General features: G+C 64.6%; 22 protein-coding genes. 11 read left to right on the top strand and 11 right to left on the bottom strand.

Going from position 1 to position 23,031, the window contains the following annotated elements; all coding sequences use genetic code 11:
• Positions 1-16: 16 nt before the first annotated feature.
• On the top strand, positions 17-1,018 hold the full coding sequence (locus tag KVT37_RS19940; protein WP_217576180.1) for an asparaginase: 1,002 nt from the start codon (positions 17-19) through the stop codon (positions 1,016-1,018).
• Here the strand turns inward: KVT37_RS19940 and KVT37_RS19935 are convergent.
• Both KVT37_RS19935 and KVT37_RS19930 read right to left on the bottom strand, forming a co-directional pair.
• The gene (locus KVT37_RS19935) at positions 1,011-1,490 is read right to left on the bottom strand and encodes a GNAT family N-acetyltransferase (RefSeq protein ID WP_217576178.1); all 480 of its coding nucleotides are present in this window, start codon (positions 1,488-1,490) and stop codon (positions 1,011-1,013) included. The genes KVT37_RS19940 and KVT37_RS19935 overlap by 8 nt on opposite strands.
• Positions 1,490-1,771, bottom strand: a complete 282-nt coding sequence (locus tag KVT37_RS19930; protein ID WP_217576176.1) for a DUF1778 domain-containing protein — start codon at positions 1,769-1,771, stop codon at positions 1,490-1,492. The genes KVT37_RS19935 and KVT37_RS19930 overlap by 1 nt, the downstream gene beginning before the upstream one ends.
• Positions 1,772-1,950: 179 nt before the next feature.
• On the opposite strand from KVT37_RS19930, the gene KVT37_RS19925 reads away from it, so the two are divergent.
• Positions 1,951-2,763: a class I SAM-dependent methyltransferase gene (locus tag KVT37_RS19925; protein WP_217576174.1), complete on the top strand. Its 813-nt coding sequence runs from the start codon at positions 1,951-1,953 to the stop codon at positions 2,761-2,763.
• 150 nt (positions 2,764-2,913) lie between these two features.
• On the top strand, positions 2,914-3,249 hold the full coding sequence (locus KVT37_RS19920; protein WP_217576172.1) for a hypothetical protein: 336 nt from the start codon (positions 2,914-2,916) through the stop codon (positions 3,247-3,249).
• 28 nt (positions 3,250-3,277) lie between these two features.
• Here the strand turns inward: KVT37_RS19920 and KVT37_RS19915 are convergent, their stop codons facing one another.
• Positions 3,278-4,654: a TIGR03808 family TAT-translocated repetitive protein gene (locus KVT37_RS19915; protein ID WP_217576171.1), complete on the bottom strand. Its 1,377-nt coding sequence runs from the start codon at positions 4,652-4,654 to the stop codon at positions 3,278-3,280.
• Positions 4,655-4,760: 106 nt separating this feature from the next.
• Between KVT37_RS19915 and greA the strand changes: the two genes are divergently transcribed.
• A complete protein-coding gene (greA, locus tag KVT37_RS19910; protein WP_217576169.1) occupies positions 4,761-5,243 on the top strand; it encodes a transcription elongation factor GreA in 483 nt (160 codons plus the stop codon).
• 9 nt (positions 5,244-5,252) lie between these two features.
• On the opposite strand, the gene KVT37_RS19905 is transcribed toward greA, so the two are convergent.
• Genes KVT37_RS19905 through KVT37_RS19895 form a run of 3 tightly spaced genes read right to left on the bottom strand, consistent with a single transcriptional unit; the run spans position 5,253 to position 9,106 of the window.
• Entirely contained in the window at positions 5,253-5,483 is a 231-nt protein-coding gene (locus KVT37_RS19905; RefSeq protein WP_217576167.1) for an AbrB/MazE/SpoVT family DNA-binding domain-containing protein, read from the bottom strand.
• A 60-nt stretch (positions 5,484-5,543) separates the two neighbouring features.
• Positions 5,544-7,667, bottom strand: a complete 2,124-nt coding sequence (gene scpA / locus KVT37_RS19900; protein ID WP_217576165.1) for a methylmalonyl-CoA mutase — start codon at positions 7,665-7,667, stop codon at positions 5,544-5,546.
• Positions 7,664-9,106, bottom strand: a complete 1,443-nt coding sequence (locus KVT37_RS19895) for a methylmalonyl-CoA mutase subunit beta (RefSeq protein ID WP_217576163.1) — start codon at positions 9,104-9,106, stop codon at positions 7,664-7,666. The genes scpA and KVT37_RS19895 overlap by 4 nt, the downstream gene beginning before the upstream one ends.
• A 252-nt stretch (positions 9,107-9,358) precedes the next feature.
• On the opposite strand from KVT37_RS19895, the gene KVT37_RS19890 reads away from it, so the two are divergent.
• The 7 genes from KVT37_RS19890 (at position 9,359) to KVT37_RS19860 (ending at position 18,752) form a co-directional block, all read left to right on the top strand.
• The gene (locus KVT37_RS19890) at positions 9,359-10,882 is read left to right on the top strand and encodes a helicase HerA-like C-terminal domain-containing protein (RefSeq protein WP_217576161.1); all 1,524 of its coding nucleotides are present in this window, start codon (positions 9,359-9,361) and stop codon (positions 10,880-10,882) included.
• 436 nt (positions 10,883-11,318) lie between these two features.
• Positions 11,319-11,741, top strand: a complete 423-nt coding sequence (locus KVT37_RS19885) for a helix-turn-helix domain-containing protein (protein ID WP_254634136.1) — start codon at positions 11,319-11,321, stop codon at positions 11,739-11,741.
• A gap of 197 nt (positions 11,742-11,938) precedes the next feature.
• A complete protein-coding gene (locus KVT37_RS19880) occupies positions 11,939-12,394 on the top strand; it encodes a hypothetical protein (protein ID WP_217576159.1) in 456 nt (151 codons plus the stop codon).
• On the top strand, positions 12,391-16,908 hold the full coding sequence (locus tag KVT37_RS19875) for a YadA-like family protein (RefSeq protein WP_217576157.1): 4,518 nt from the start codon (positions 12,391-12,393) through the stop codon (positions 16,906-16,908). The genes KVT37_RS19880 and KVT37_RS19875 overlap by 4 nt, the downstream gene beginning before the upstream one ends.
• Before the next feature lie 8 nt (positions 16,909-16,916).
• A complete protein-coding gene (locus tag KVT37_RS19870; RefSeq protein ID WP_217576155.1) occupies positions 16,917-17,492 on the top strand; it encodes an invasion associated locus B family protein in 576 nt (191 codons plus the stop codon).
• 12 nt (positions 17,493-17,504) lie between these two features.
• Positions 17,505-18,227 carry a hypothetical protein gene (locus tag KVT37_RS19865; RefSeq protein WP_217576153.1) on the top strand — a complete coding sequence of 241 codons (723 nt, stop codon included), beginning with the start codon at positions 17,505-17,507 and terminating at the stop codon, positions 18,225-18,227.
• A 51-nt stretch (positions 18,228-18,278) separates the two neighbouring features.
• Positions 18,279-18,752 (top strand): DUF4189 domain-containing protein, encoded by a 474-nt coding sequence (locus KVT37_RS19860; RefSeq protein ID WP_217576151.1) that lies wholly within the window; start codon positions 18,279-18,281, stop codon positions 18,750-18,752.
• Positions 18,753-18,785: 33 nt separating this feature from the next.
• Here KVT37_RS19860 and KVT37_RS19855 read toward each other — a convergent pair whose 3' ends face one another.
• The 5 genes from KVT37_RS19855 to glnH form a co-directional block, all read right to left on the bottom strand.
• Complete coding sequence (locus KVT37_RS19855) at positions 18,786-19,703, bottom strand: MurR/RpiR family transcriptional regulator (RefSeq protein WP_217576149.1); 918 nt, start codon at positions 19,701-19,703, stop codon at positions 18,786-18,788.
• A 9-nt stretch (positions 19,704-19,712) separates the two neighbouring features.
• Positions 19,713-20,771 (bottom strand): C45 family peptidase, encoded by a 1,059-nt coding sequence (locus KVT37_RS19850; RefSeq protein ID WP_217576147.1) that lies wholly within the window; start codon positions 20,769-20,771, stop codon positions 19,713-19,715.
• The gene (glnQ, locus tag KVT37_RS19845) at positions 20,761-21,489 is read right to left on the bottom strand and encodes a glutamine ABC transporter ATP-binding protein GlnQ (protein WP_126061996.1); all 729 of its coding nucleotides are present in this window, start codon (positions 21,487-21,489) and stop codon (positions 20,761-20,763) included. The genes KVT37_RS19850 and glnQ overlap by 11 nt, the downstream gene beginning before the upstream one ends.
• The gene (glnP, locus tag KVT37_RS19840) at positions 21,486-22,142 is read right to left on the bottom strand and encodes a glutamine ABC transporter permease GlnP (RefSeq protein ID WP_217576145.1); all 657 of its coding nucleotides are present in this window, start codon (positions 22,140-22,142) and stop codon (positions 21,486-21,488) included. The genes glnQ and glnP overlap by 4 nt, the downstream gene beginning before the upstream one ends.
• 71 nt (positions 22,143-22,213) lie before the next feature.
• Complete coding sequence (glnH, locus tag KVT37_RS19835; RefSeq protein WP_217576143.1) at positions 22,214-22,966, bottom strand: glutamine ABC transporter substrate-binding protein GlnH; 753 nt, start codon at positions 22,964-22,966, stop codon at positions 22,214-22,216.
• Positions 22,967-23,031 lie beyond the last annotated feature (65 nt).

The raw sequence follows: 23,031 nt of genomic DNA, 5'->3' as shown, positions 1-23,031 counted from the left end.
GCGTGCGGGAGGCAGCATGGCAAATCCGGTTCTGGTTGAAGTCACGCGCGGCGCGGTGGTCGAAAGCGCCCATCGCGGCGCCATCTGCGTGTTCGACGCCGACGGCAAGGCCGTGTTCGAGATCGGCGACACGGAACGCCCGGTGTTCCCGCGCTCGGCGGTGAAAGCCATCCAGGCACTGCCGCTGGTTGAATCGGGCGCCGCCGACGCCTATGGCTTCGGCGACAGCGAACTGGCGCTGGCCTGCGCTTCGCATTCCGGCGAGCCGGTCCATGTCGAACTCGCGCGGGCGATGCTCGCCAAGGCCGGTCTCGACAAGACCGCGCTGGAATGCGGCGCGCATTGGCCCAACCATGAGGCCACCATCGCGCTTGCCCGCGCCGGCGACGTGCCGAGCGCGTTGCACAACAACTGTTCCGGCAAGCATGCCGGCTTCCTCTGCACATGCGTGCATTCGGGCATAGCCCATCAGGGCTACGTCAAGGAGGGACACGCGCAGCAGGAAATGGTGCGCGACGCCATGCAATCCGTCACCGGCGCCGCCCACAACGCCGACAATAGCGCCATCGACGGCTGCTCGATCCCGACCTATGCCGTGCCGTTGAAAAGCTTTGCGCTGGGCTTTGCCCGCATGGCGACGGGCAGGGGTTTTTCACCGGAACGCGCCAAGGCGGCGAAGCGCCTGCTTTCGGCCTGCATGGCCGAGCCGTTTCTCGTCGCCGGCACCGGCAAGGCCGATCTCGCGCTGATGCAGGCCGCGCCCGGCCGCATCTTCGTCAAGACAGGCGCCGAAGGCGTCTATTGCGCGGCTTTGCCCGAACTCGGCCTCGGCATCGCCTTGAAATGCGATGACGGCGCCGCCAGGGGGGCGGAGGTGATGATCGCGGCGGTATTGGCAAAGCTGCTGCGCGCCGATGAAGCGGTTGCGGCCAAGCTCACCCAACTCGCCCATCCCGCGGTCGAAAGCCGCATCGGCGCCAAGGTAGGCTTGCTGCGGCCGACGCCGGCGCTCAGCTAGCCGTCTTCAGCGACAGCACCAAAGTCATCGGATTTTTTGGCGAAGCCTGGAAGCCATAGTGCTCATAAAACGCTTTGGCCGCATCCGATATGGCGTGAACCAGGAGTCCGCGAATGCCGAGAATGGCTGCCGCTTGACCGGTCCGCAGCACCGCGTCCTGCAGCAGGGCGAGGCCCAGGCCCTTGCCTTGCCAACTGGCATCGACAGCCAGCCGGCCAAGTATAGCAATGGGCACGGGATCGGGCATATTGCGCCGGATCGAACCGGGAGCATCCACCAGGTCAAGTCCACCTGATGAAAGGCAATAATAACCGACGACACGCGTGCCTTCCGCAATCACATAGGTTCTGGACGCGCCGCTGACTTGATTGGCGCGCGCCCGCCGCCGAAGCCATTGATCCAGGCTGTCGGTTCCGCTTTGAAAAAGGTCGAGTTCGTGACTATCGGCAAGAAGGATTGGCGCCGAAAGCATCAATCCCGCCAGGGCTTGGGCGCATTCATCAGACGGGCAAATCCCTCGCCGCCCGGTGGCTGATCGAGGATATCGAGATAATGCTGATAGCTCTCGGCATCGACCTTGACGAGCGTCTGGTCCAGCAGCGTGTCCTCGGCTGCGCGGTAAGCTGCGTCGATCATGAAGTCGGAGCGGGTCTTGCCGCGGATCTTCGCGGCGCGGTCGATCAGGATGCGGACATCCTCGCGGATGCGCAGATTGACGGGCTTGGCGTGGGTGTCCTGGTTTTTCGTGACCATGGCAATGAATCCTTCCATCACCGATATAGCATTTTTGCATACACAATGTGTATCTAATTCTGGGGTCGCCTGTTTTGGCCGCCAGCGACCTGGAAAACGCCGTTCTGCTACAAACTGAACAGCAGCGAGTTCATGTTTTTGCTAGTCTCCTCCACCATCAACGGATGGCGGGGCTGACCATGCTGGAAGCGGACAAGGTGTTTGCCGGGTCTATCCCGGAAAATTACGATCGCCACATGGTGCCGTTGATTTTCGAGGCCTATGCCGCCGAGACCGCGCGGTGGGCGGCGTCCTTCTCACCCGTCGCCGTTTTGGAAACCGCCGCGGGCACCGGAGCCGTCACCCGCGCCCTGGCGCCGAAACTTGCTCCCCATGCCAGCTACATCGTGACCGACCTCAACCAGCCGATGCTCGACTATGCGGCTTCGCGCCAGGGTCCCGACAGCCGCATCACATGGCGCCAGGCGGATGCGCTGAAGTTGCCGTTCGACGATGCGGCCTTCGACCTCGTCTGCTGTCAGTTCGGCGCCATGTTCTTTCCCGACCGGCCGGCTGCGTACCGCGAGGCAAGGCGGGTCCTGAAGCCCGGCGGACATTTCCTGTTCAGCGTCTGGGACCGCATCGAGGAGAATATATTCGCCGACGACGTGACGAATGCTCTCGCCCGGATCTTTCCTCATGACCCGCCACGTTTCCTGGCACGCACGCCGCATGGCTATCACGACAAGGACCTGATCCGCAGCGACCTGCAGGCTGCGGGATTTTCCGGCGTGGCGATCGATACCCGGGCCGAGCAGAGCCGCGCATCCTCGCCGCGCGTTCCGGCCGTCGCCTATTGTCAGGGAACCCTGCTTCGCAACGAGATCGAGGCCAGGCAGGCCGGCAGCTTGGCATCGGCAACCGACTACGCGGAAGCCGCGCTTGCCGAAAGGCATGGCCATGGCGAGGTGGCGGCCAAGATCCAGGCGCACATTATCGTGGCTGTGCTCTAACCCGTGTCGTTGCGTGTGGTTGGCATCCGTCCATAGTCGACCGAAATGCCTTTGGCGATACATTGTGGTCGTTCAAATTTAATGCTCTGCTTTTAACGGGTTTCAGAGCTTTGCGAGCAAGCCGGCTGCATATTCAAGACTGGGAATGGCATGGCGTATCACCGAATTGCACTTGGTCTTCTATACGGACTTCTTTTTACCGGCTTGGCGCTTTTAGGCTATGCTGAGCGGACAGCGCATTGGGTTGCCGACAATGCGGGTCTGAAAGCAATGCTTGCATGTGTGTTGGCCTATATCGGTGTTATGTCCGGCTTGGTCTGGGCCATTAACAAGATCAACAAGGCTTTTCCGACGCTCAATTTTCCGCCTTCGAGCAGGCACTCCGACCATGCCTGGTTCGTGAACCAAGTGACGGTCGATGTCGTACCGGACGTCGCTCACGAGAAGTCGCCGCCAATAAAACGCGAGAAGCCGGGCGATCGTTGAAACCGATCCCCGGCATCACCTGACTGTCCTAGCTCACCTTGTTACGCTCGACGGTCAGGTGCGCATAGCCGCTCTCGCTTGCCTTCGCGAGGTCGCCCGTCACCGGATCGGCCCAGCGCTGGCCGATGATGGCGCCGTTCCGAGCGCCGTCGATGACATTGTCCGAGATGACGGCGGTGCCGGACCCTTCGACGACCGAAACCACGATACCGGTGCCGGCCTTGCGGATGATGTTGCCGGTCGCCACGACATTGCGCAGATACGGCCCCCAGCCGAGCTGCATGCCGTAGAGCGGCGCGTTCTCGACGACGTTGCCTGAGACCGTGGTGTCGGCCTCGGCGCTGATGCCGACGCCGAAGCCGGGCGGGTCGGCCGCGTAGGGACCAACTGTCGTAAGATTGCGCACGATGTTGTTCGAGCACACCGCCATGCGGCCGCCCTCGTTGAAATTGACGATCGAGATGCCGTTGGCGGCGCCGTCGACCAGATTGTTGCTCAAGATCGCGCCTTCGAACGAGAATTCCGAATAGATCCCGGTCTCGCCCGAGCGCGAGCAGGTGTTGCCGGTGATCTGCAAATTGCTGGCGCTGTTGGCGCGGATCGCGGTGAAGGCGCAGTCGGAGACGACATTACCCGAGATGATGACGTTGCCGGCGCGGAAGGCGTTGATGCCGTTGCCGTTCTGGCCGGTGCCGCCGCTCCGCGCGCCGATGCGCTGGACCCGGTTGCCGCTGACGATGGTGCCGTCCTCCGCTGCCTGCCAGCGATGAACGAGGATGCCGCCATTGGCGCAGTCCGAAACCGTATTGCCGGAAATCTCCAGCCCGCCGGCCTCGACCGAATAGATGCCTGCATCCGCCGCGCCCGAAATATCGGAGCGGCCGACGCGACCGACGGCATGCTCGAGCGCCAGCCCGTTCTTGCCGCTGCCGGTCACCTGGCAATTGTCGATGACGAGATGGGCGACGCGGCGCAGGTCGAGCAGCCCTTGCGTGTAGTCGGCCAGCCAGCGGTTGGCACCGTCCAGCACCAGCCCGCTGAGCTCGATATGCTCGGCCTGTTCGGCCATCATCAGATGGCCGTTGCCGCCATAGACGATGCGCGTCGCGCCGGGCACGCCCGACAGGCGCACGCGGGCAGGCAGCTTGAGATTCGAGACGAGATAGGTGCCGGGCGGCAGGAATACCGGCTGGTCGCGGTCGCTGGCCTCGGCCAGCATCTCGGCGAAGACCTTGCTCTGGTCATCGACCGCGCCCGGCTGCACGCCGATCTCTGTGGCATTGATCGAGCCGCGCATCGCGGCCATCTCGATACCCGGCAGCGATTTCGCCGCTGCCCTGCCGGCGTAGAGGCCGGCGACGGCGAAGCCGGCGGTCCGGGCAAGCAGCGTTCGTCTGTTCAACATCGGCACAGGTCCTGGCGTTTCGCCCTGTCCATCGCAGGAATCGTGCCAGAGTGGGCTCATAGGCAAACCGCTTGTGCAGTTGCCTTGCCAAGCCTAAGTTCACTGTATGAGCAGAGCTTTTACCCGCGAAGAAGACAGCGAAAACGCCATTGCCGGCGTCGGCGAACGTCCCGTCAGCACCCACCGCAATCTGGTGACGGAGCGCGGCCTGGCGATGATCGAGGACAACCTCGCCGACCTGCGCGACATCCTGGCCAAGGCCGAACGGAAGGGCGACCGCGAGCGCATCGCGGTGGTTTCGCGCGACCTGCGCTACTGGACCGCGCGGCGCGAGAATGCCGAGCTTTCCGTGCCCGAACCCGGCAGCGACGTGGTCCGCTTCGGCATGGGCGTCACGCTGGAAAACGACGACGGCAAGAAGGTGCATTGGCGCATCGTCGGCGAGGACGAGGCCGATCCGTCGAAGGGCAGCATTTCCCACGTCTCGCCGATGGCCGTGGCGCTGTTCGGCAAGAAGGTCGGCGATGTGGCTGCCGTGAACGGCAAGCAATGGGAAATCGTCAAGCTCTCGGACAAGGCCGAGAGCTAGCAACTAAGCTTACTTTGCCAGCTTCTGCAGCGCTGCTTCATATTTGTCCATGACATCGTGGGCGGCGTTGATTTGCCGTTTGTAGTTGTCGTGGCGGATTGGCCTTAGAATGACGCCGTCGTCGGTTTCGATGATCTGGAACTCATCGCCAACCTGAAGGTTCAAGCTGCCAAGCATCTCTCGTGGCAGCAGCAGGGCTCCCGATCCGTCCTCAAGCCTGTGAATGGTCGTCTTGACCATAATCGCGTCCTGGTTGTGTCTTCTGCAATAGAGCAACCTGTCGGCTAATTCAACAAGCTGTCACTGATCGGCCAGCAGCCGATCCATCAGCCGGTTCGCCGCGTCCGGTATCACCGTCCCCGGCGGGAAAATCTCCGCCGCGCCCGCCTGCAGCACCGCATCATAGTCCTGTGGCGGGATGACGCCGCCGGCGACGATCAGCATGTCGCCACGGCCGAGCTTCTTAAGCGATTCCTTGAGCTCTGGGATCAGCGTCAGGTGCCCGGCGGCTAAAGAGGAGGCGCCGATGATGTCGACGTCGTGCTGGACCGCCAGCTTGGCGATCTCGTCCGGCGTCTGGAACATCGGCCCGACGGTGACGTCGAAGCCGAGGTCGGCAAAGGCGCTGGCGATCACCTTCTGGCCGCGGTCGTGGCCGTCCTGGCCCATCTTGGCGACCAGGATGCGTGGCTTGCTGCCGGATTTCTTCTCGAACGCCTCGATTTTTTCCTGCAGCCGGTCGAGCGCCGGGTTGTCGCCAAGCGCGTCGCGATAGACGCCGGAGATCGTCTGCACCGCCGCCGTATGGCGGCCGAACACCTTTTCCAGCGCCAGCGAAATCTCGCCGACCGTGGCGTTGGCGCGGGCGGCGCGGATCGCGAATTCGAGCAGGTTCTCGTCGCCCTCGGCGGCACGGGTCAGCGCCGTCAGCGCGTCCTCCAGCGCCGCCACATCCCGCGTGCCTTTGAGCCGCTGCAGCTTCGCCAATTGCCTGGCCTTGACCTCGGCATTGTCGATCTTCAGCACATCGACTTCGATGTCGGTCTGCGGCCGATGCGCGTTGACGCCGACCAGAATTTGTTCGCCGGAATCGATGCGCGCCTGGGTGCGCGCCGCCGCTTCCTCGATGCGCAGCTTCGGAATGCCTTTCTCGATCGCCGCCGCCATGCCGCCGAGGCTTTCCACCTCCTCGATATGGGCGAGCGCGCGTGCCGCCAGGTCGTGCGTCAGCCGCTCGACATAGGCCGAGCCGCCCCACGGATCGATCATGCGCGTGGTGCCGGATTCCTTCTGCAGGATGAGCTGGGTGTTGCGGGCGATCCGCGCCGAATGGTCGGTCGGCAGCGCCATCGCCTCGTCGAAGGAATTGGTGTGCAGCGACTGCGTATGCCCTTGCGTCGCTGCCATCGCCTCGATCATCGTGCGGGTGATGTTGTTGTAGGGATCCTGCGCCGTCAGCGACCAGCCCGAGGTCTGGCAATGGGTGCGCAGCGACAGCGAGCGCTCGTCCTTCGGCGCAAAATTCTTCTGCATCAGGCTCGACCACAGCAACCGTGCCGCCCTGAGCTTGGCGACCTCCATGAAGAAGTTCATGCCGATCGCCCAGAAGAACGAAAGCCGCGGCGCGAAGCGGTCGATGTCGAGGCCCCCGGCAACGCCGGCGCGCGCATATTCGATGCCGTCGGCAATGGTGTAGGCAAGCTCGAGGTCGGCCGTCGCGCCGGCCTCTTGCATGTGGTAGCCGGAGATCGAAATCGAGTTGAACTTCGGCATATGCTTGGAGGTGTAGGCGAAGATGTCCGACACGATCCGCATCGAAGGTTTCGGCGGATAAATGTAGGTGTTGCGGACCATGAACTCCTTCAGGATGTCGTTCTGAATGGTCCCGGCCAAATCCTTCTGCGCGACGCCCTGTTCCTCGGCCGCCACGATGTACAGAGCCATGATCGGCAGCACCGCGCCGTTCATCGTCATCGACACCGTCATCTCGTTCAGCGGAATGCCGTCGAACAGCTGCCGCATGTCGAGGATGGAATCGATCGCCACGCCGGCCATGCCGACATCGCCGGCGACGCGCGGATGGTCGCTGTCATAGCCGCGATGCGTGGCGAGGTCGAAAGCGACGGACAGGCCTTTCTGGCCGGCGGCGAGGTTGCGCCGGTAGAAGGCGTTGGATTCCTCGGCCGTGGAGAAGCCGGCATATTGCCGGATCGTCCAGGGCTGCTGGACATACATGGTGGGGTAGGGGCCGCGCACGAAAGGCGGCAGGCCCGGATAGGTGTCGAGATTGGCGAGCCCCTTGAGGTCGCCTTGCGTATAGAGATGCTTTACGGCGATGCCTTCCGGCGTCATCCGCTGGCCCTTGAGCTCGACCGGCGCGCGACGCGGCGCCGACCAGCCGACCTTGCTGAAATCCGGGATCATGATCCGGCTCCGATCGACTGGTCGATGCGCAGCGGAAAAAGCGGCTCGCAGGTCGCCACGCCTTCGGTCAGCGCCGGCCGCCGTTCCGCCGGCAACGTCTCGACCGGCCGTTCATTCGGCGCGCGGAAAAGCGTCGTGCCGACAATGCCGCGTTCGCCAGACCGATAGGCGGCGTTGCGTTTGGCGGCGGCCGTCTGGACGCGGTTCTGGATATAGCCCTGCTGCAGGCTGGCGAGCACGCCGCCCTCGGCCTCGATGCGCTGGAATTCCTCCCAGGCTGAAGCGCAGAGATCGTTGGTCAGCGCTTCGACGGCGCCCGAGCCGCTGGCGGGATCGGCGACATGGCCGACATGGCTCTCCTCGGCCATGATCAGCTGCGCGTTGCGCGCCACGCGGCGGGCAAAGCCGGCCGGCAGCCCATGCGCGATCGTGTGCGGCAGGATCGAGATCGAATCGGCGCCGCCGGTCGCTGCCGCGAAGGCCGCGATCGCCGTGCGCAATATGTTGGTCTCCGGATCGGCCATCGTCATCATGCGATAGGAGGTCTCGGCATGGATGCTGGCGGTCGAGGCCGGGATCGAGCAGGCCTCCTGGACGCGCGCCCACAGCTTGCGCAAGGCCCGCACCTTGGCCATCGACAGGAACTGGTCCTGGTCGACGCTGAGCGCGAAGCCGATATGGGGTGCTGCATAGACGAGCGGCTGGCGCGCCTTCTCGAACATCCTGAGATAGGACACGACCGAGGCCATCATCGTGCCGAGCTCCTGCGCCTCGGTGGCGCCGGCATTGTGGAAGACGCGGCCGTCGGCCTCGAGCAGCACGCCGGGCACGCCCATCGAGAAGAAATGCGCCAGCGATTGCGGCATCGATTCCTGCAGCGCCTCGATCGAGGTGCGCAGTCGCCCTGTGCCGGCGAAGATCGCCGCCGGGTCGATGCCGAAGGAGAGGTTGAGCTTGGTCGGGTCGGAGCGGCGTTTGCTCAAGAAGGCGAGCAGCCAGTCGGCCACGGCGCGGCTCCACGGATGCGCGTCGATGCGCACCTGCACACGGTTGAGTGGCACGCCGTCGAGCACCGCCTCAAGCGCTTCCGCGGTGCGCGGCAGGCCGTAGCCGAAGGCGTTCGGCGCGCCTTCGAACACCAGCGACAGGCCGGTCGCGCCTTGGGCGATGTCTTCCAGGGCTTGCGCGCTGGCCCGCGCGATGTCCGGGTCGTCGACACGCTGGCTGACGATCCAGGGCATTGTCGGATTGGTGCGCGGCCATGGCTCGGCGGCCGTCGAGCGCTGGCTGAGTGGCTCGATGCGGATACCGTCATCGGTGCGGGAAACAAGCTTTTCCTCGAAGGAACCGCCGGCAAGCGCCTTCTCCGCCAGCGCCTGCCAACGCTTGGCGTCCGGGTTCGGAAGGTCGACATCCCTGGTCAAGGCGCCGGCGCCCATCGCTCTCCTCGCTTCTCGGCCGCATCAGCCGGTCCAGCCAATCTAAGGTCAGCAACCGGATATCACAATGCGTCATCCGGCCGGGTTAAATCGTGGCCAGCTAACCGATTGCCAAACATGGGCAAAATCCGCAAGCGCCAAAGACCAAATTCGAAGCCGGTCCCAAACGCGATACTGGCCATTGCCGCCTGCCGCTTGCGTTACTATACCTCGGGTGAGGCCCTTGAGCGGAACAGATTGCGGAGACCGGACATGGTTGACGAGACCAGCATCTTCATCGGCGCCAGCCGCAAGCCCGACGATTCCTACCAACGCGCGGAAGAGCTTTTGCTGCGCTACGGCAACCGCCACGGCCTTGTCACCGGCGCCACCGGCACCGGCAAGACGGTCAGCCTGCAGATCCTGGCCGAGGGCTTTTCGAATGCCGGCGTGCCGGTGTTCTGCGCCGATATCAAGGGCGACCTTTCCGGCATATCCATGATGGGCGAGGCCAAGGATTTCCTGGTCAAGCGTGCCGAGCAGGTGAAGCTCGATCCCTACCAGTTCCAGGAATTCCCGGTCATCTTCTGGGATCTGTTCGGCGAGCAGGGCCATCCGATCCGCGCCACCATTTCCGAAATGGGGCCGCTGCTCCTGTCGCGGCTGATGAACCTCACGGAGGCGCAGGAAGGCGTCATGAATATCGCCTTCCGCATCGCCGACGAGGAAGGCCTGCTGCTGCTTGATCTGAAGGACCTGCAGGCGCTGCTCGCCAACATCGCCGAGCGCGCCGACGAGCTCAGCGCGCGCTACGGCAACGTCACCAAGCCTTCCGTCGGCGCCATCCAGCGCACGCTCCTGGTGCTGGAGCAGCAGGGCGCAGCGAACTTCTTCGGCGAGCCGGCGCTGCGCATAGCCGACATCATGCGCACCACCCGCGACGGCCGCGGCGCGATCAGCGTTCTGGCGGCCGACAAGCTGATGATGAACCCCAGGCTCTACGCCACCTTCCTGCTTTGGCTGATGTCGGAATTGTTCGAGGAACTGCCCGAGGTCGGCGACCTCGACAAGCCGAAGCTGGTCTTCTTCTTCGACGAGGCGCATCTTTTGTTCGAGGACGCGCCGAAGGTGTTGATCGACCGTGTCGAGCAGGTGGTGCGACTGATCCGCTCCAAGGGCGTCGGCGTCTATTTCGTCACCCAGAATCCGCTCGATATTCCGGAAAAGGTGCTCGCTCAACTCGGCAACCGCGTCCAGCACGCGCTGCGCGCCTACACGCCGCGCGAACAGCAGGCGGTGCGCACGGCCGCCGACACGTTCCGGCCCAATCCCGATTTCGACTGCGCCACGGCGATCACCCAGCTCGCCACCGGCGAGGCGCTGGTCTCGATGCTGGAGGACAAGGGCGTGCCGGCCATGGTTCAGCGCACGCTGATCCGCCCGCCATCCTCGCGGCTTGGCCCGATCACGCCGGACGAGCGCCGCAAGATCATCGCCCAGAGCCCGGTCGCCGGCCAGTACGACCAGGTCGTCGATCGCGAATCGGCCTTCGAGATCCTGCAGAAGAAGGCGAAGGAAGCGCAGGACGCCGAGGCGCAGGCACAACAGCAAAACAGCGGCGGCTCGCGCTGGACCATTCCGGGCTTCGACGATGTTCTGGGAACCGGCAACCGGCGGTCTTCCAACCGCCAGACGGTCGCCGAAGCGGCGATCAAGTCGGTGGTGCGCTCGGTCGGCTCGTCCGTCGGCCGCGCCATCGTGCGCGGCATACTGGGCAGTCTGGCGCGTGGGCGCTAGTGCCAGGCGGCGACTGTCCGCTTGCTTAGCCCACCAGATCAAACAAGGCGACCGTCCCACCGCCGGCATGGTCCCCGTCACTGGCATTTGGGCCGATTGGATCTGACGCTCGCCGCTCTAGGCGAATTTGCATGGCGCGCGCTGACGCCTCGGAGGCTGCCTTTGTTACCTCAGGACGAAAAAATCTTACCTGAGAACAAGCAGATAGCATCATTGGTATCTAAAGTTTTCGTGAGTGAAGTTTTTCCTCGCCGAACCGCAATTTCGTGAAATACCGGACGCCTCAAATCATGGCTCTTGCGAGGCTGCCGTTGGGTCGGAATCCGATGGCGTTCACCAACCATGCGCTTGATCACGATTTGTTTTGCCTGGGGAACCGAAAACACGTGTTGAGGTTGGGCCAAGACGGGCGGGGGCTGAGCATCAGGAGGCCGTGTTGCGGCGCGACGATGATCTACCAGCCCTGTTGTCGGAGATCGCTTCCGACAGGGCTCCCTTGCTGAACGCGAAAGGCGGATTGTCGGCAAGGCATACCCACCAGATCCAGCAATTCCTGAAAGAGAATTTCTCGCGCAAGCTGTCGCTGGCGGAGATGGCGGCCGTGTGCGACTTGTCCCCTTACCATTTCGCCCGTGCTTTTTCGAAGACGTTCGGCGTGTCGCCGCATCAATATGTTCTGGTTCTTCGCCTCGACCTCGCCGAAAAGCTGCTTGCCGACAGCCGCATGTCGATAACGGACATTGCTGATTTGACCGGGTTTTCAAGCCAGAGCCACTTCACCACTATGATGAGGAAATATCGCCATGCGACGCCTCAGCAGGTGCGCATCGGGCAACGGCGCGCGCAGTCCGAAAAATAAGACCATTCTAAATTAGGAATATGCAAGTTTAATGCCTGCTAATTAAGTCTATTGCTTGAGTAACTCATTGTTAACTCCCGATTTCTCAATGGATATTTTTGGATAGAACAGCAATTTATTGGAATACCTCAGTTCAAAAACATGACCTCTTGAAGCAATTCCGGCTGTCTCGGATTCTGATTTGGCTGTGAGGGGACATGAGCGACGACACGGCGATTCGCCGAAGCCTTTCCGAGGAGATCGGTTATTGGCTGGAGTCGGCCTCGAGGACGCTCGAAAAGCGCTATGGAAATGGCGTGCCTGTGGCCAAGCAGGATGCCCTGCTCGCCCACTATCTCTACGGCCTCACGGCAGTGGTCCACGCCGGCGATGAGCCGGCCGTCCATCTGGCGGCCGTGCAGTCCTATCTGGAGCGGTTGATTCCCAGGGAGCGCGTTGCGGCGGCGCTCCGCGCCGTTCCCGAAGAGGGCGATTCCTGGCTTGAGAACACCCTCGATCGCGTCGAGGCGATCGGTGAAAAACAGGGCCATGCGCTGCTCGCGCGCGGCGCCGACGTCGTCATTCCATTTTCGAGCAGACACGCTTCGGCGGCAGGGTCGGCGGAACCTGTCGTCATCGAGCGCGACGCACCAAAGGAGGCATTCTCGCAATGAACTTCAGGCAAGGACATACCATCGGGCGCGACCGATTTGCCGGAAACTGGGTTTCCGGCGCCGAAGGCGGTCGCTCGCTCCGCCGCCGCCTGATGGCGGCACTACGCAACGCGCACCGCGTGCTCGGCATGCGCCGCAAGGGGCTAGGGCTTGGCGCGCTGGGCGCCGGCAGGACACTGGCGGTGGCGCTGGGTGCGATCGCATTGGGCGGCATCGCCACGCCGGCATCAGCACAAGTTTTCGGCGGCGGTGGCACGGCAAACGGCGTGCGCGGTATCGCGTTTGGATCCGGAGCCGTGCAAAACGGAGCCGACTCGATAGCCGAGGGCACCAATGCCAACGCGGGCGCCCAGAATGCCGTAGCGATCGGCTTTGGAACGATCGCGTCCCAGATCAACTCCATCTATCTTGGCTCACGAACCGTTGTGGGAACAGGTGCCACTGCCACGAGCGCCATCGGCATCGGCACGGATGTTACGGCATCCCAGGCCGACGCCATCGGGATAGGACGTTCCTCCGTTGCGTCGGCACAATATTCCGTGGCTCTCGGCCTGAACGCGAAAGCCACGGGCACAGGTGGCGCGATGGCGCTGGGCCAAGGCACGATCTCAAACAACGTCAATTCTGTAGCGCTCGGTGTTCAGGCCCAAGCCATCGCGGCTGGCGCCAACGCCTTGGGTACCTTCTCCGTCGCTTCAGGAGGGAATTCCACTGCCGTCGGCACCAGCTCTTTGGCCAGCGGCGCCTTTTCGTTCGCCGGAGGCTGGTCATCTGTTGCTAGCGGGGGCAGTGCCGTCGCCGTAGGCAAATCGGCCAGCGCGGCAGGGCTGAACTCGACTGCGCTCGGCTCCAGCACCAATGCCTCGGCCGATTTCTCGTTGGCGCTAGGCAACCAGGCTGTGTCGAGTGGAGTCGGCTCTGTCGCGGCGGGCTCGGGAGCCCAGGCCACCGGTGTTTCCGCCACCGCACTCGGCAACAATGCCGCGGCGACGGGCGCAGACGCAACCGCGCTGGGATTGGGCGCCACGGCGAGCGGTGTGGACGGCACGGCGGTTGGCAAGCAAGCTAATGCGAGCGCGCAAGACGCCATCGCCATGGGCACGACCTCAAAGGCGAGTGGCACCGCCAGCACTGCGGTTGGCAACACCGCCGTTGCCAGCGGCGCGAACGCCTCCTCGTTCGGGTCCGGAGCAACTGCGGGAGGAGACAATTCCCTCGCGGCCGGCGTCAGCGCCAACGCCGGTGGACTCGACAGCACCGCTCTCGGCATCGGCACCGTAGCCAGCGCCGACAATTCCACCGCCGTCGGACGCGAAGCCCGCGCCACCGGACTCAACAGTACCGCGCTCGGCCGCGGCGCCCAAAGCAGCGCCCTGAACTCCATTTCTCTCGGCGCAGGCACGAGGGCGACCGGGATAGGCGCCGTCTATGTCGGCTCGAGCACTTTTGCAACGAGCGCCAGTGGAGACAACGCCATCGGCATCGGCACGGACGTGACGGCATCTGCGGACGACGCTCTTGCGATGGGACGCGAGAGCCAGGCGACGGCGACCAACGCCATCGCGGTCGGTCTGCAGTCCGCGGCGCTTTCCGCCGACTCCATCGCCATGGGCACGGGCGCGACTGCCGATGGCGGCAAGGCCGTCGCCATCGGCGCCGGCAACACAGCCTATGGTGACGGCTCGGTGGCCATCGGCGATCCGAGCTATGCCAGTGGCACCGGCGCCTTCACCGGCGGCGCCAACAACATCGCCAATAGCGACGGCACCGCCAGCGCCACCGCCGCCAATATGGCCAACGGTGCCGTCGCCATCGGCAACAGCAACAAGGCGATCGGACAGGGCTCGGTCGCACTGGGCAACGGCTCCACAGCAGGCGCCGCTGGCCTCGCGGGCAATGTCGCGCTGGGCAATGGCGCCACCGCCGCGGCAAGCTCCGGCGACGTGGCGCTGGGTTCCGGTTCGGTGACCACGGCGGCGGTCGGCACGGCCAGCGCCGTGATCAACGGCACGACCTATGCCTTCCAGGGCACCGCGCCAACCTCGACGGTCAGCATCGGCGCGCCCGGTGCGGAGCGCACGCTCACCAATCTCGCGGCGGGGCGGATCAGCGGAAGCTCGACCGACGCGGTCAATGGGTCTCAGCTCTTCGCGACGAACCAGGCGGTCGACGCCATCGGCAACACGGTCAACAACATCAATACCGGCGGCGGCATCAAATATTTCCACGCCAATTCGACGCTGCCGGATTCCCAGGCGCTCGGGACGGATTCCGTCGCCGTCGGCCCCAATGCGGTGGCCAACAACGCCGGCGACGTGGCGATCGGCCTGAATTCCGTATCAGGCGCCACGACGGCAGTTGGCGGCACGACGATCGGTGGTGTCGCCTATACCTTCGCCGGCACCACGCCGGCTGGTGCGTTCTCGGTCGGCTCGGTCGGCGCCGAGCGCCAGATCCAGAACGTCGCGGCCGGGCAGTTGAGCGGCTCGTCGACCGACGCAGTCAACGGCTCGCAGCTCTTCGCCACCAACCAGCAGGTGACAAAGAACACGACCGATATCGCCGCCAACACCGCCGACATCACCAATCTCGGCAACACGATCAACAACATAAACACCGGCGGCGGCATCAAGTATTTTCATGCCAATTCGACGCTTGCCGATTCCCAGGCTCTCGGGACGGATTCGGTCGCCGTCGGCCCGAATGCGGTGGCCAACAATGCCGGCGATGTGGCGATCGGCCTGAATTCGGTGTCCGGCACCACGACGGCGGTCGGCGGCACGACGATCGGCGGTGTCGCCTACACCTTCGCCGGAACCACGCCTGCCGGCGCGTTCTCGGTTGGCTCGGTCGGCGCGGAACGTCAGATCCAGAACGTCGCGGCCGGGCAGTTGAGCGGCTCCTCGACCGATGCGGTCAACGGCTCGCAGCTCTTCGCAACCAACCAGCAGGTGACGCAGAACACCACCGACATCGCCGCCAACACGGCCGACATCACCACGCTCGGCAACGCGATCACCAACATCGCCGGTGACACCTCCACCGCTTACACCGACGCCAATGGCGACGGCATCCGCTATGTGCGCACCAACGACACGACGCTTCCCGTCACTGACGCCTTCGCGCAAGGGGTCGGCTCGTCCGCGCTCGGCTACCAGGCGACGGCATCCGCCGCCAATTCGCTCGCGCTCGGCCGCGGCACCACGGTCTCCATCACCGACGGCGTGGCGCTGGGCTCAGGCTCGGTTTCCGATCGTGCGGTGGCACCGGCATCGGGATCGATCCTCGCTGGCACCGGCCTCGTCCCCTACAACACCACGGACAAGACTTTGCTCGGCGCCGTCTCGGTCGGTACCTCCACGTCCTATCGCCAGATCATCAACGTGGCCGACGGAACCGAGGATCAGGACGCGGTGACGCTTCGCCAATTGAAGGGCGCGCTGAGCTCCTTCGCGGTGACGCCAACCATGTACTTCCATGCCAATTCGACTGCTTCGGATTCGGTCGCGGTCGGCACCGATTCGGTGGCGATCGGTCCGCGCACGACCGTCAACGGCGACAACGGCATCGGCATGGGCAACGGCGCCATCGTCCAGCAGACGGCGCCGGGCGGCATCGCCATCGGCCAGACGGCGACCGTCAACCAGGCCGACAGCATTGCGCTTGGCACCAACTCGACCGCCAACGGTGCCCAGTCGATGGCGCTCGGCGCTGGCGCCACGGCCAACGAGCCGGGCAGCGTCGCTCTCGGTGCCGGCTCGAAGACGGCGGCCGCTGTGGCGACCACGGGCACCACCATCAACGGCGTCGCCTACACCTTCGCCGGAACCGCTCCGACGAGCACGGTGAGCGTCGGCGACGTCGGTAAGGAGCGAACCGTCACCAATGTCGCGGCCGGCCGGATCAGCGGCACCTCGACCGACGCCATCAACGGCAGCCAGCTCTACGCCACCAACCAGGCTGTCGAAGCCGTGCAGGGAAGCGTCGGCAATCTCACCGAGTTCTCTGTCCAGTACGACAAGAACCCGGACGGCACCAAGTCCAACTCGCTGACGCTCGTCGGCGGCGATGTGAACGCGCCTGTCGTCATCCACAATGTCGGCCCCGGGGTCGCCAACACCGATGCGGTCAACGTCCAGCAGCTCAACCTCGGGCTGGCGACGACGTTCGACAACTCCAAGACCTACACCAACCAGGTGGCGGCCACCACGCTCCAGCAGGCAAACGCCTATACCGACTCCAAGCTCAGCCAGCTCAACATGGACATGGACGAGGCCAAGGGCGAAGCGCGGCAAGCCGCCGCGATCGGCCTTGCAGCCGCCTCGCTGCGCTATGACGACCGTCCGGGCAAGCTGAGCGTCGCGGCCGGTGGCGGCTACTGGCGCGGCGAGGGGGCGGCGGCGTTTGGCGCCGGCTACACCAGCGAGGATGGAAGAGCCCGGGCAAACGTCTCCGGCACGACGGCTGGCGGGCACTGGGGTGTCGGTGCGGGCCTCAGCTTCACCCTGAACTGAGTCTATAGATGGCAAGGCAAGCGGTCTCTGCTGTCGCACTGTGCGTGGCTTGCCTGCTCCTGTCCGGCCCGCGCGCGGCCGCACAGGAGGCGGCTCCGTCTGCCTATCGGATAAAGCCTTCGGACGTTGCGGTGCCTGCGGGCGTAAAACTCGGCGACTACCAACGGACCACGCGCCCGTTCGAGAACTGGACGCTGATCTGCGACGAGAACCTGCAGGCCAGGAAGAAGGTCTGCAACATCAGCCAATCCTTCGTCGACCGCAGCCAGGCCCTGGTCTTCAGCTGGTCGCTCGCGGCCGATGAGAAAGGCAAGCCCTTCATGATATTGCGGACCCCCAGCGCGATGGGCGCAGGCAGCAAGCTCTCCCTCAAACTCGCTGGCCGCAAGCAGCCGGTCGACGTTCAGCTTCAAGGCTGCGACACGTCGGTTTGCGTCGGTTATGTGTCCGTCGGTCCCGTGCTTCGCGAGCAGATCGGCAAGGAGACCACCGTCCAGGTTTCCTACTCGCTGCCGTCGGGCGCGACCGTCAGCCTCGATGCACCTTTCAAGGGGCTCAAAACAGCGCTTTCGACCATCAAATAGAAAGATTTGCGAATGACCCGGCAATCCATCGAGGACAGAATCCTGACGCGCCCTCAGCCTGTTCCGCTGCCGGAGCCGCCGGCAGGCCCGCCGCCGGTGCGCTCGTCGGCCTGGCGGCTCATCCGAAACGCCGCGCTGCTCGGCGCTTTCGCGGTCGTGGTCGCGGCTGCAGTCATATCGTCGCTGCGTTTCTTTCCCGCGCTCGCGACATTCGCCGGAACCGCCTCAGCGCAAACGCAGGCGCCCGCCCAGGGCAAGCCGGCCGAAGCCGGGTCCGCGGCGGCGGATGCGGCGGCGAACCAGAATCCGTTCCAGGCGCATGTGAGCCAGGCGGGTGTCCACACCTGCGCCAATCTCTTTGCCGCGCTCGGGCAGTCGCTGACGGCGGGGACGACCTATGCGATCCAGACGCAATGGGACAAAGCATCGCCGGACGCCCATGCAGTGCAGGCGGTGGCCGGAATGACCTACGACCTGCCGGACTACAAGACGCAGGCCGCCGGCGTCGTCATCGCTTCGCCGGTCGGCCAGACCTGCGAGGGCAGCCTGGTGCGCGTGGCTCCTTTCCAGAAGACCTGCCAGCAGGTCACGCAGACCCTGCCGAAGGGCAGCGTTGCGGCGGACAATCTGTCGAACACGATGCTTTTCAACCTGGCCAACAATGGCGGTCAGGCCCTGCTGGTTCCGACCGGAAACACCTGCATCGTCGTCTCGGTCGCGCGCATGGGCGGATAGCGACGGAGCACGGTCATCGATTCTGAACCGCTGCAATTGGGAGCTACGAAAATGCTGGTCAACCTTCGCCTCTCAGTCCCGCTGCTGGCGGCACTGGCCGGACTTACGATCGCGGCCCACGCCGCCGACCTGGTGGCGCCGCCGCCGGCTGAGACGGGTGAGGAAAAAGGCATCTGGGGGGCGATCGCCTATTCGCCGGACGACGGACGGCACGGCTTCTTCTGGGGTGCCGACAAGCGCCAGGAGGCCGAGGACATCGCGCTCAAATATTGCGAGAACGCGGACGGCAAGGGTTGCAGAGTGGTCGAAGTGTTCCGCAACCACCGCCACTGGGACGATGACGACGGCACTGGCTTTCCCTATGAGCATTGCGCGGCTTTGTCGGTCGGCAAGAGCCGCGGCGCGGCCACTCCGTTCTGGGGCGTCGCGTCGGCCACGACCCGCAAGGACGCGGAGGACAAGGCCACGGCGCAATGCGGCGGCGAGGGGAAGGAGTGCAAGATCCGCGAGTGGGTCTGCACCTGAGCGCCGGCTGCGCGATTCAAGCGGCTGAGGTGATCAGCCGATCTCGATGTTCATCTCGGCGATCAGCCGCTCGCGCCCGGCCAGCGAGTTCAGCGCCTTATCGCCGAGCTCGCGGGCGACGAGGTTGAGCAGCGCTTCGCAAAACACGACATAGGCGCCCATGCTGTTCGAATAGAAGCTGCTGGCATGCGGGATGAAGAAGGCATGCTCGGCTGGAGGAACGAGCGGCGAGGATCGGGAATCGGTGATCGCGATCACGCTCTGGCCGTTTGCCGCAGCAACACGCCCGACCTCGGCGACGCTGCGGGTATAGGGGGCGCAGCTGGCTATGATGACGACATCGCCCGGCTCAAGCTGTGACAGCGCTTCCGCGACGCCGAGGCGCGGCGCGTCCAGGAGGGCCACGTCCGAGCGCACCATGCCCAGGCAATAGGTGAGGAAGCTTGCCAGCGAATGGAACTGGCGGACGCCGTGCACGCGCACGCGCCGCGCGCCCGCCAGCAGCGCGATCGCGCCCTTCAGCGAGGCGTCGTCCAACTGGCCGAGGAAGCCATCGACATTCGCCGCCGTTTCGCGCGCCAGCCGCTCGAAGACCTCGACTTCGGCGCCGCCCGCCGACGGCGTCGTCATCAGCCTTCCGGCCTGGCGGCTGTAGAAATACTGCTGGTCGTCGGCGATGGCCTTGCGGAAGACGGCCTGGAAATCGCTGAAACCTTCAAAGCCGAGCCGCTTCGCCAGCCTGGTCAGCGTCGACGGATTGATGCCGAACTGATCGGCGAGTTCCGAGATGGTGCGGACGGCCGATTGTTCGGGCGCCTCGACCAGCTTGGCGAACACATCATGCGCCTTGGAGCCGAGGGAAAAGCCTGCTTCGTCGCGGCCGACCGAGAGGGCCAGCGCCCTCAGATCCTCGATGGTGCGCGGCGGCTCCGCAACGGCTTCCTCTGGCATCGTTCCTGTTCACCCCGCGACAGGGACCAGCCCATCCCGCATGTCGAAGCGCGCTGCTTCGTGTGCCGCATCGTAGACAGCCCACTCGACCTTGTCAGCCCCGACGCGAAAGACGGCGCTGGCAAGCGTGTTCTCGACATCGCTGTCGGCCGGGTCGGTGCGATAGATCGGCAGCTCCGGGTCGGCCGCGTCCCACAAGATGTCGAGCGCGCGGCGTTGCGGCTCGGACCGAGGCGTCTGATCCAACAGCGCTTCGCCGCGTCGCTGGCGCACGCCGGACGAGCCGGTGACGATCTGTGACATGCGCCCGGTGTCGGCATGGATGAGGTGGTTCGAGTGGACGCGCGCCGCTTCGACGCGATCGACCGACAGGGCCTGCGCGGTGAACTCGACGCTGAGCAGCCGCTCGTCGCCGGCCTGCGCCAGGGTGAGGTGAAAGGCGCCGGCGCGCGGCACCGATTCGAGCAGGGCCAGCGCCGCGTCGAGGTTCGCTGCGTCGAGAACCGCACGGGCAAGCACCATGCGCGGCGCCCCGGCGCCGCCGGCCAGCGGCCTGGTGTTGTTGACCGTCTGCACCAGCCCTGTCGACGTCGCCGCGAACGTGTGGCCGGGCAGCGAGCCGGGATAGACGAAGGCGGTGAATGCGTTACCGCCTTCGGACGTCACATGGGCCAGCGCGCAATGGCCGGCGAAATCCGGATCGCCGTCCTCGTTGTGACCGATGACATGCGGGGATCCCGGCAATTGCACCGTCGTGCAGCCATCCGGCGCCATCGCCCAGATGTCGCCGCGGCAGTTCCACAGGAAGACGTCGTCGAAAGCCAGTTCCAGCCCGGCGGCCAGGCCCTGCAGTTCGGCCCAGTAGCGCGGAAACCGCTCCCGCACGATCGTCGCCATCGTGCCGATGCGCGGATCGGCGCGGCGCGCGTTGAGCTCGCGCCATGCGGCGGACGTCTGGAAATGGTCGTTGAGCGCCGTCCGGCCGAAGCGCCCGAGGGCGGCCCCGACGTCATAGGGCGAACCCGCGACATCGATGAAGGAAAGCCGGCGGCCGGCATCATGCAACATGCTGGAGAAACTCTTTCAAGCGAGGGTTCTGCGGGTTTGCAAGCAGCTCCCGCGGCTCGCCGTCAACAGCGATCTTGCCGCCTTCCATGAAGATCAGCCTGGTTCCGACCTTGCGGGCAAAGGCCATCTCATGGGTGACGACGATCATCGTCATGCCTTCCTCGGCCAGCGCCTGCATCACGCGCAGCACCTCGTGCCTGAGTTCGGGGTCGAGCGCCGAGGTCGGTTCGTCGAACAGCATCAGCTTCGGCTTGACGGCAAGCGCGCGCGCAATGGCGACGCGCTGCTGCTGGCCGCCTGAAAGCTCGCTCGGATAGTGATGCGCGCGTTCGGCAAGGCCGACCTTGGCGAGCATTTCCAGCGCCTGCTTGCGTGCTTCCTGCCGCGTTTCGCCACGCACGCGGCGCGGGCCGAAGGCGACGTTCTCCAGCGCCGTCATCTGCGGAAACAGGTTGAACTGCTGGAAGACCATGCCGGCTTCCTGGCGGATCAGGCGGACCTTGCGGCCACCTGATTTGACGCTGATGCCGTCGACGACGAGATCGCCGCCGTTGATCTCCTCCAGCGCGTTGATGCAGCGCAGCAGCGTCGATTTGCCGGAGCCGGAAGGGCCGATCAGCACGACCTTCTCGCCGGGCTCGATCGAAAGATCCACCTGGTCGAGTATGGTGACCTGGCCGAAGCGCTTGGTGACTTTGTTGAACGCCACGATGCTCACAGGATGCGCATCCTCTTTTCGGTCAGCCGCAGGATGAGCGTAAGCGTGCCCGTCATGATCAGGTAGAACATCGCCACTGCCGACCAGATCTCGACGGCGCGGAAGTTGGCCGCCATGATTTCCTGGCCTTGCCGGGTGAGTTCGCCGACGCCGATGACGATGAACAGCGAGGTATCCTTCAGGCTGACGATGAACTGGTTGCCGAGCGCCGGGATCATGCGGCGGAAGGCGAGCGGGCCGATGATGTAGACAAGCACTTTCCAGAACGGCAGGCCGAGCGCCAGGCCGGCCTCGCGCAAGCCGCGATGCACCGAAAGGAAGGCGCCGCGCACGATCTCGGCGATATAGGCGCCGGCATTGATGATGATGGCCATGATCGCGGCGGCCAGCGGGTTGATGCGGACATCCGCCAGGATCGGCAGCGCGAAATAGATGAACATCACCTGCACGATGATCGGGGTGCCGCGGATGATCTCGACATAGACCATGGCGATGGCGTTGAGCACGATGTTGCCATAGGCGCGCGCCAGTCCGGCGGCGAAGCCGATGACAAGGCCGCCAGCGAGACCGGCGAGCGCGATCAGCACGGTGAGGCGGGCGCCCTTCAACAGTTCGGGCAGGGCCTGCCAGATGACGGACCAGTCGAAATCCATGAGAGCTATCCTTCAGGGGAGGCGCGCCGGCCATGCCGGCGCGCCAGAAGATCCAACGGGAACCCCGGTGATCAGCTCTTCGGCGGCTCGGTGCCGAACCACTTCTTGTAGATGTCGGCGTAAGTGCCGTCGCCCTTCAGCTTGGCGATGGAAGCATTGACCTTGGCAACGAGCGGGCTGCCCTTCGGGAAGGCGATGCCATATTGCTGCGCCATCATCTGCGGGCCGACCGTCTTCACTTTCCCCTGACCGTTAGTCTTGATGTAATAGAGCACGTTCGGGGTGTCGTGCATGGCGGCGTCGGCGCGTCCGGTCGCGACTTCGAGATAGGCGTTGTCGCTGTTCGGGAACAGGCGCAGCTCCGTGCCCTTGAAATGCTCCTTGGCGTAGTCGGTCGCCGACGTGCCGGTCTTCACGGCGAGCGTCTTGCCGACGAGATCGTCCGGTCCTTTGATCGTGCTGTCGACCGGCACCATCAAAAGGAAGCCGCTGTCGTAATAGCCGTCGGAGAAGTCGATGACCTTCTTGCGCTCGTCCTTGATGGTGATGCCGGCCAGCCCGACATCGACTTGCTTGGTCTGCAGCGCCGGGATGATGCCGTTGAAGTCCATCGGCTGCAGCGTGTAGGTCACGCCGATATCCTTGGCGATCGCGGCCCACAGGTCGATGTCGAAGCCGACATATTTGTCGCCCTCCTTGAATTCGAACGGAACGAAGGCGGTGTCGGTCGCCACGATCAGGTCGTCGGCGAAGGCCGGCTGACCGAAGGCGAGCGTTGCCGCGACGGCCGCGGCGGCGGTGAGGCTTGCAAGTGCGAACTTCATTTTCGGGTTCCCCTTTTTGTTGGAATTGCCCGGGAAGCCTAGCACCGTTGAGTCATGTCGGCAAA

The sequence above is a fragment of the Mesorhizobium sp. GbtcB19 genome (genome assembly GCF_019091085.1).
In the GTDB taxonomy this organism is placed as follows: domain Bacteria; phylum Pseudomonadota; class Alphaproteobacteria; order Rhizobiales; family Rhizobiaceae; genus Mesorhizobium.
This window is presented reverse-complemented; position numbering and strand designations above follow the sequence as displayed.

Coding starts and splice junctions, on each gene's coding strand:
- KVT37_RS19905 (WP_217576167.1), bottom strand. CDS start 5,483: ATGGTCAAGACGACCATTCACAGGCTTGAGGACGGATCGGGAGCCCTG.
- KVT37_RS19875 (WP_217576157.1), top strand. CDS start 12,391: ATGAACTTCAGGCAAGGACATACCATCGGGCGCGACCGATTTGCCGGA.
- scpA (WP_217576165.1), bottom strand. CDS start 7,667: ATGATCCCGGATTTCAGCAAGGTCGGCTGGTCGGCGCCGCGTCGCGCG.
- KVT37_RS19870 (WP_217576155.1), top strand. CDS start 16,917: ATGGCAAGGCAAGCGGTCTCTGCTGTCGCACTGTGCGTGGCTTGCCTG.
- KVT37_RS19915 (WP_217576171.1), bottom strand. CDS start 4,654: ATGTTGAACAGACGAACGCTGCTTGCCCGGACCGCCGGCTTCGCCGTC.
- KVT37_RS19850 (WP_217576147.1), bottom strand. CDS start 20,771: ATGTTGCATGATGCCGGCCGCCGGCTTTCCTTCATCGATGTCGCGGGT.
- KVT37_RS19925 (WP_217576174.1), top strand. CDS start 1,951: ATGCTGGAAGCGGACAAGGTGTTTGCCGGGTCTATCCCGGAAAATTAC.
- glnH (WP_217576143.1), bottom strand. CDS start 22,966: ATGAAGTTCGCACTTGCAAGCCTCACCGCCGCCGCGGCCGTCGCGGCA.
- KVT37_RS19930 (WP_217576176.1), bottom strand. CDS start 1,771: ATGGTCACGAAAAACCAGGACACCCACGCCAAGCCCGTCAATCTGCGC.
- KVT37_RS19890 (WP_217576161.1), top strand. CDS start 9,359: ATGGTTGACGAGACCAGCATCTTCATCGGCGCCAGCCGCAAGCCCGAC.
- KVT37_RS19855 (WP_217576149.1), bottom strand. CDS start 19,703: ATGCCAGAGGAAGCCGTTGCGGAGCCGCCGCGCACCATCGAGGATCTG.
- KVT37_RS19895 (WP_217576163.1), bottom strand. CDS start 9,106: ATGGGCGCCGGCGCCTTGACCAGGGATGTCGACCTTCCGAACCCGGAC.
- KVT37_RS19865 (WP_217576153.1), top strand. CDS start 17,505: ATGACCCGGCAATCCATCGAGGACAGAATCCTGACGCGCCCTCAGCCT.
- KVT37_RS19940 (WP_217576180.1), top strand. CDS start 17: ATGGCAAATCCGGTTCTGGTTGAAGTCACGCGCGGCGCGGTGGTCGAA.
- KVT37_RS19860 (WP_217576151.1), top strand. CDS start 18,279: ATGCTGGTCAACCTTCGCCTCTCAGTCCCGCTGCTGGCGGCACTGGCC.
- glnP (WP_217576145.1), bottom strand. CDS start 22,142: ATGGATTTCGACTGGTCCGTCATCTGGCAGGCCCTGCCCGAACTGTTG.
- KVT37_RS19935 (WP_217576178.1), bottom strand. CDS start 1,490: ATGCTTTCGGCGCCAATCCTTCTTGCCGATAGTCACGAACTCGACCTT.
- KVT37_RS19920 (WP_217576172.1), top strand. CDS start 2,914: ATGGCGTATCACCGAATTGCACTTGGTCTTCTATACGGACTTCTTTTT.
- greA (WP_217576169.1), top strand. CDS start 4,761: ATGAGCAGAGCTTTTACCCGCGAAGAAGACAGCGAAAACGCCATTGCC.
- KVT37_RS19880 (WP_217576159.1), top strand. CDS start 11,939: ATGAGCGACGACACGGCGATTCGCCGAAGCCTTTCCGAGGAGATCGGT.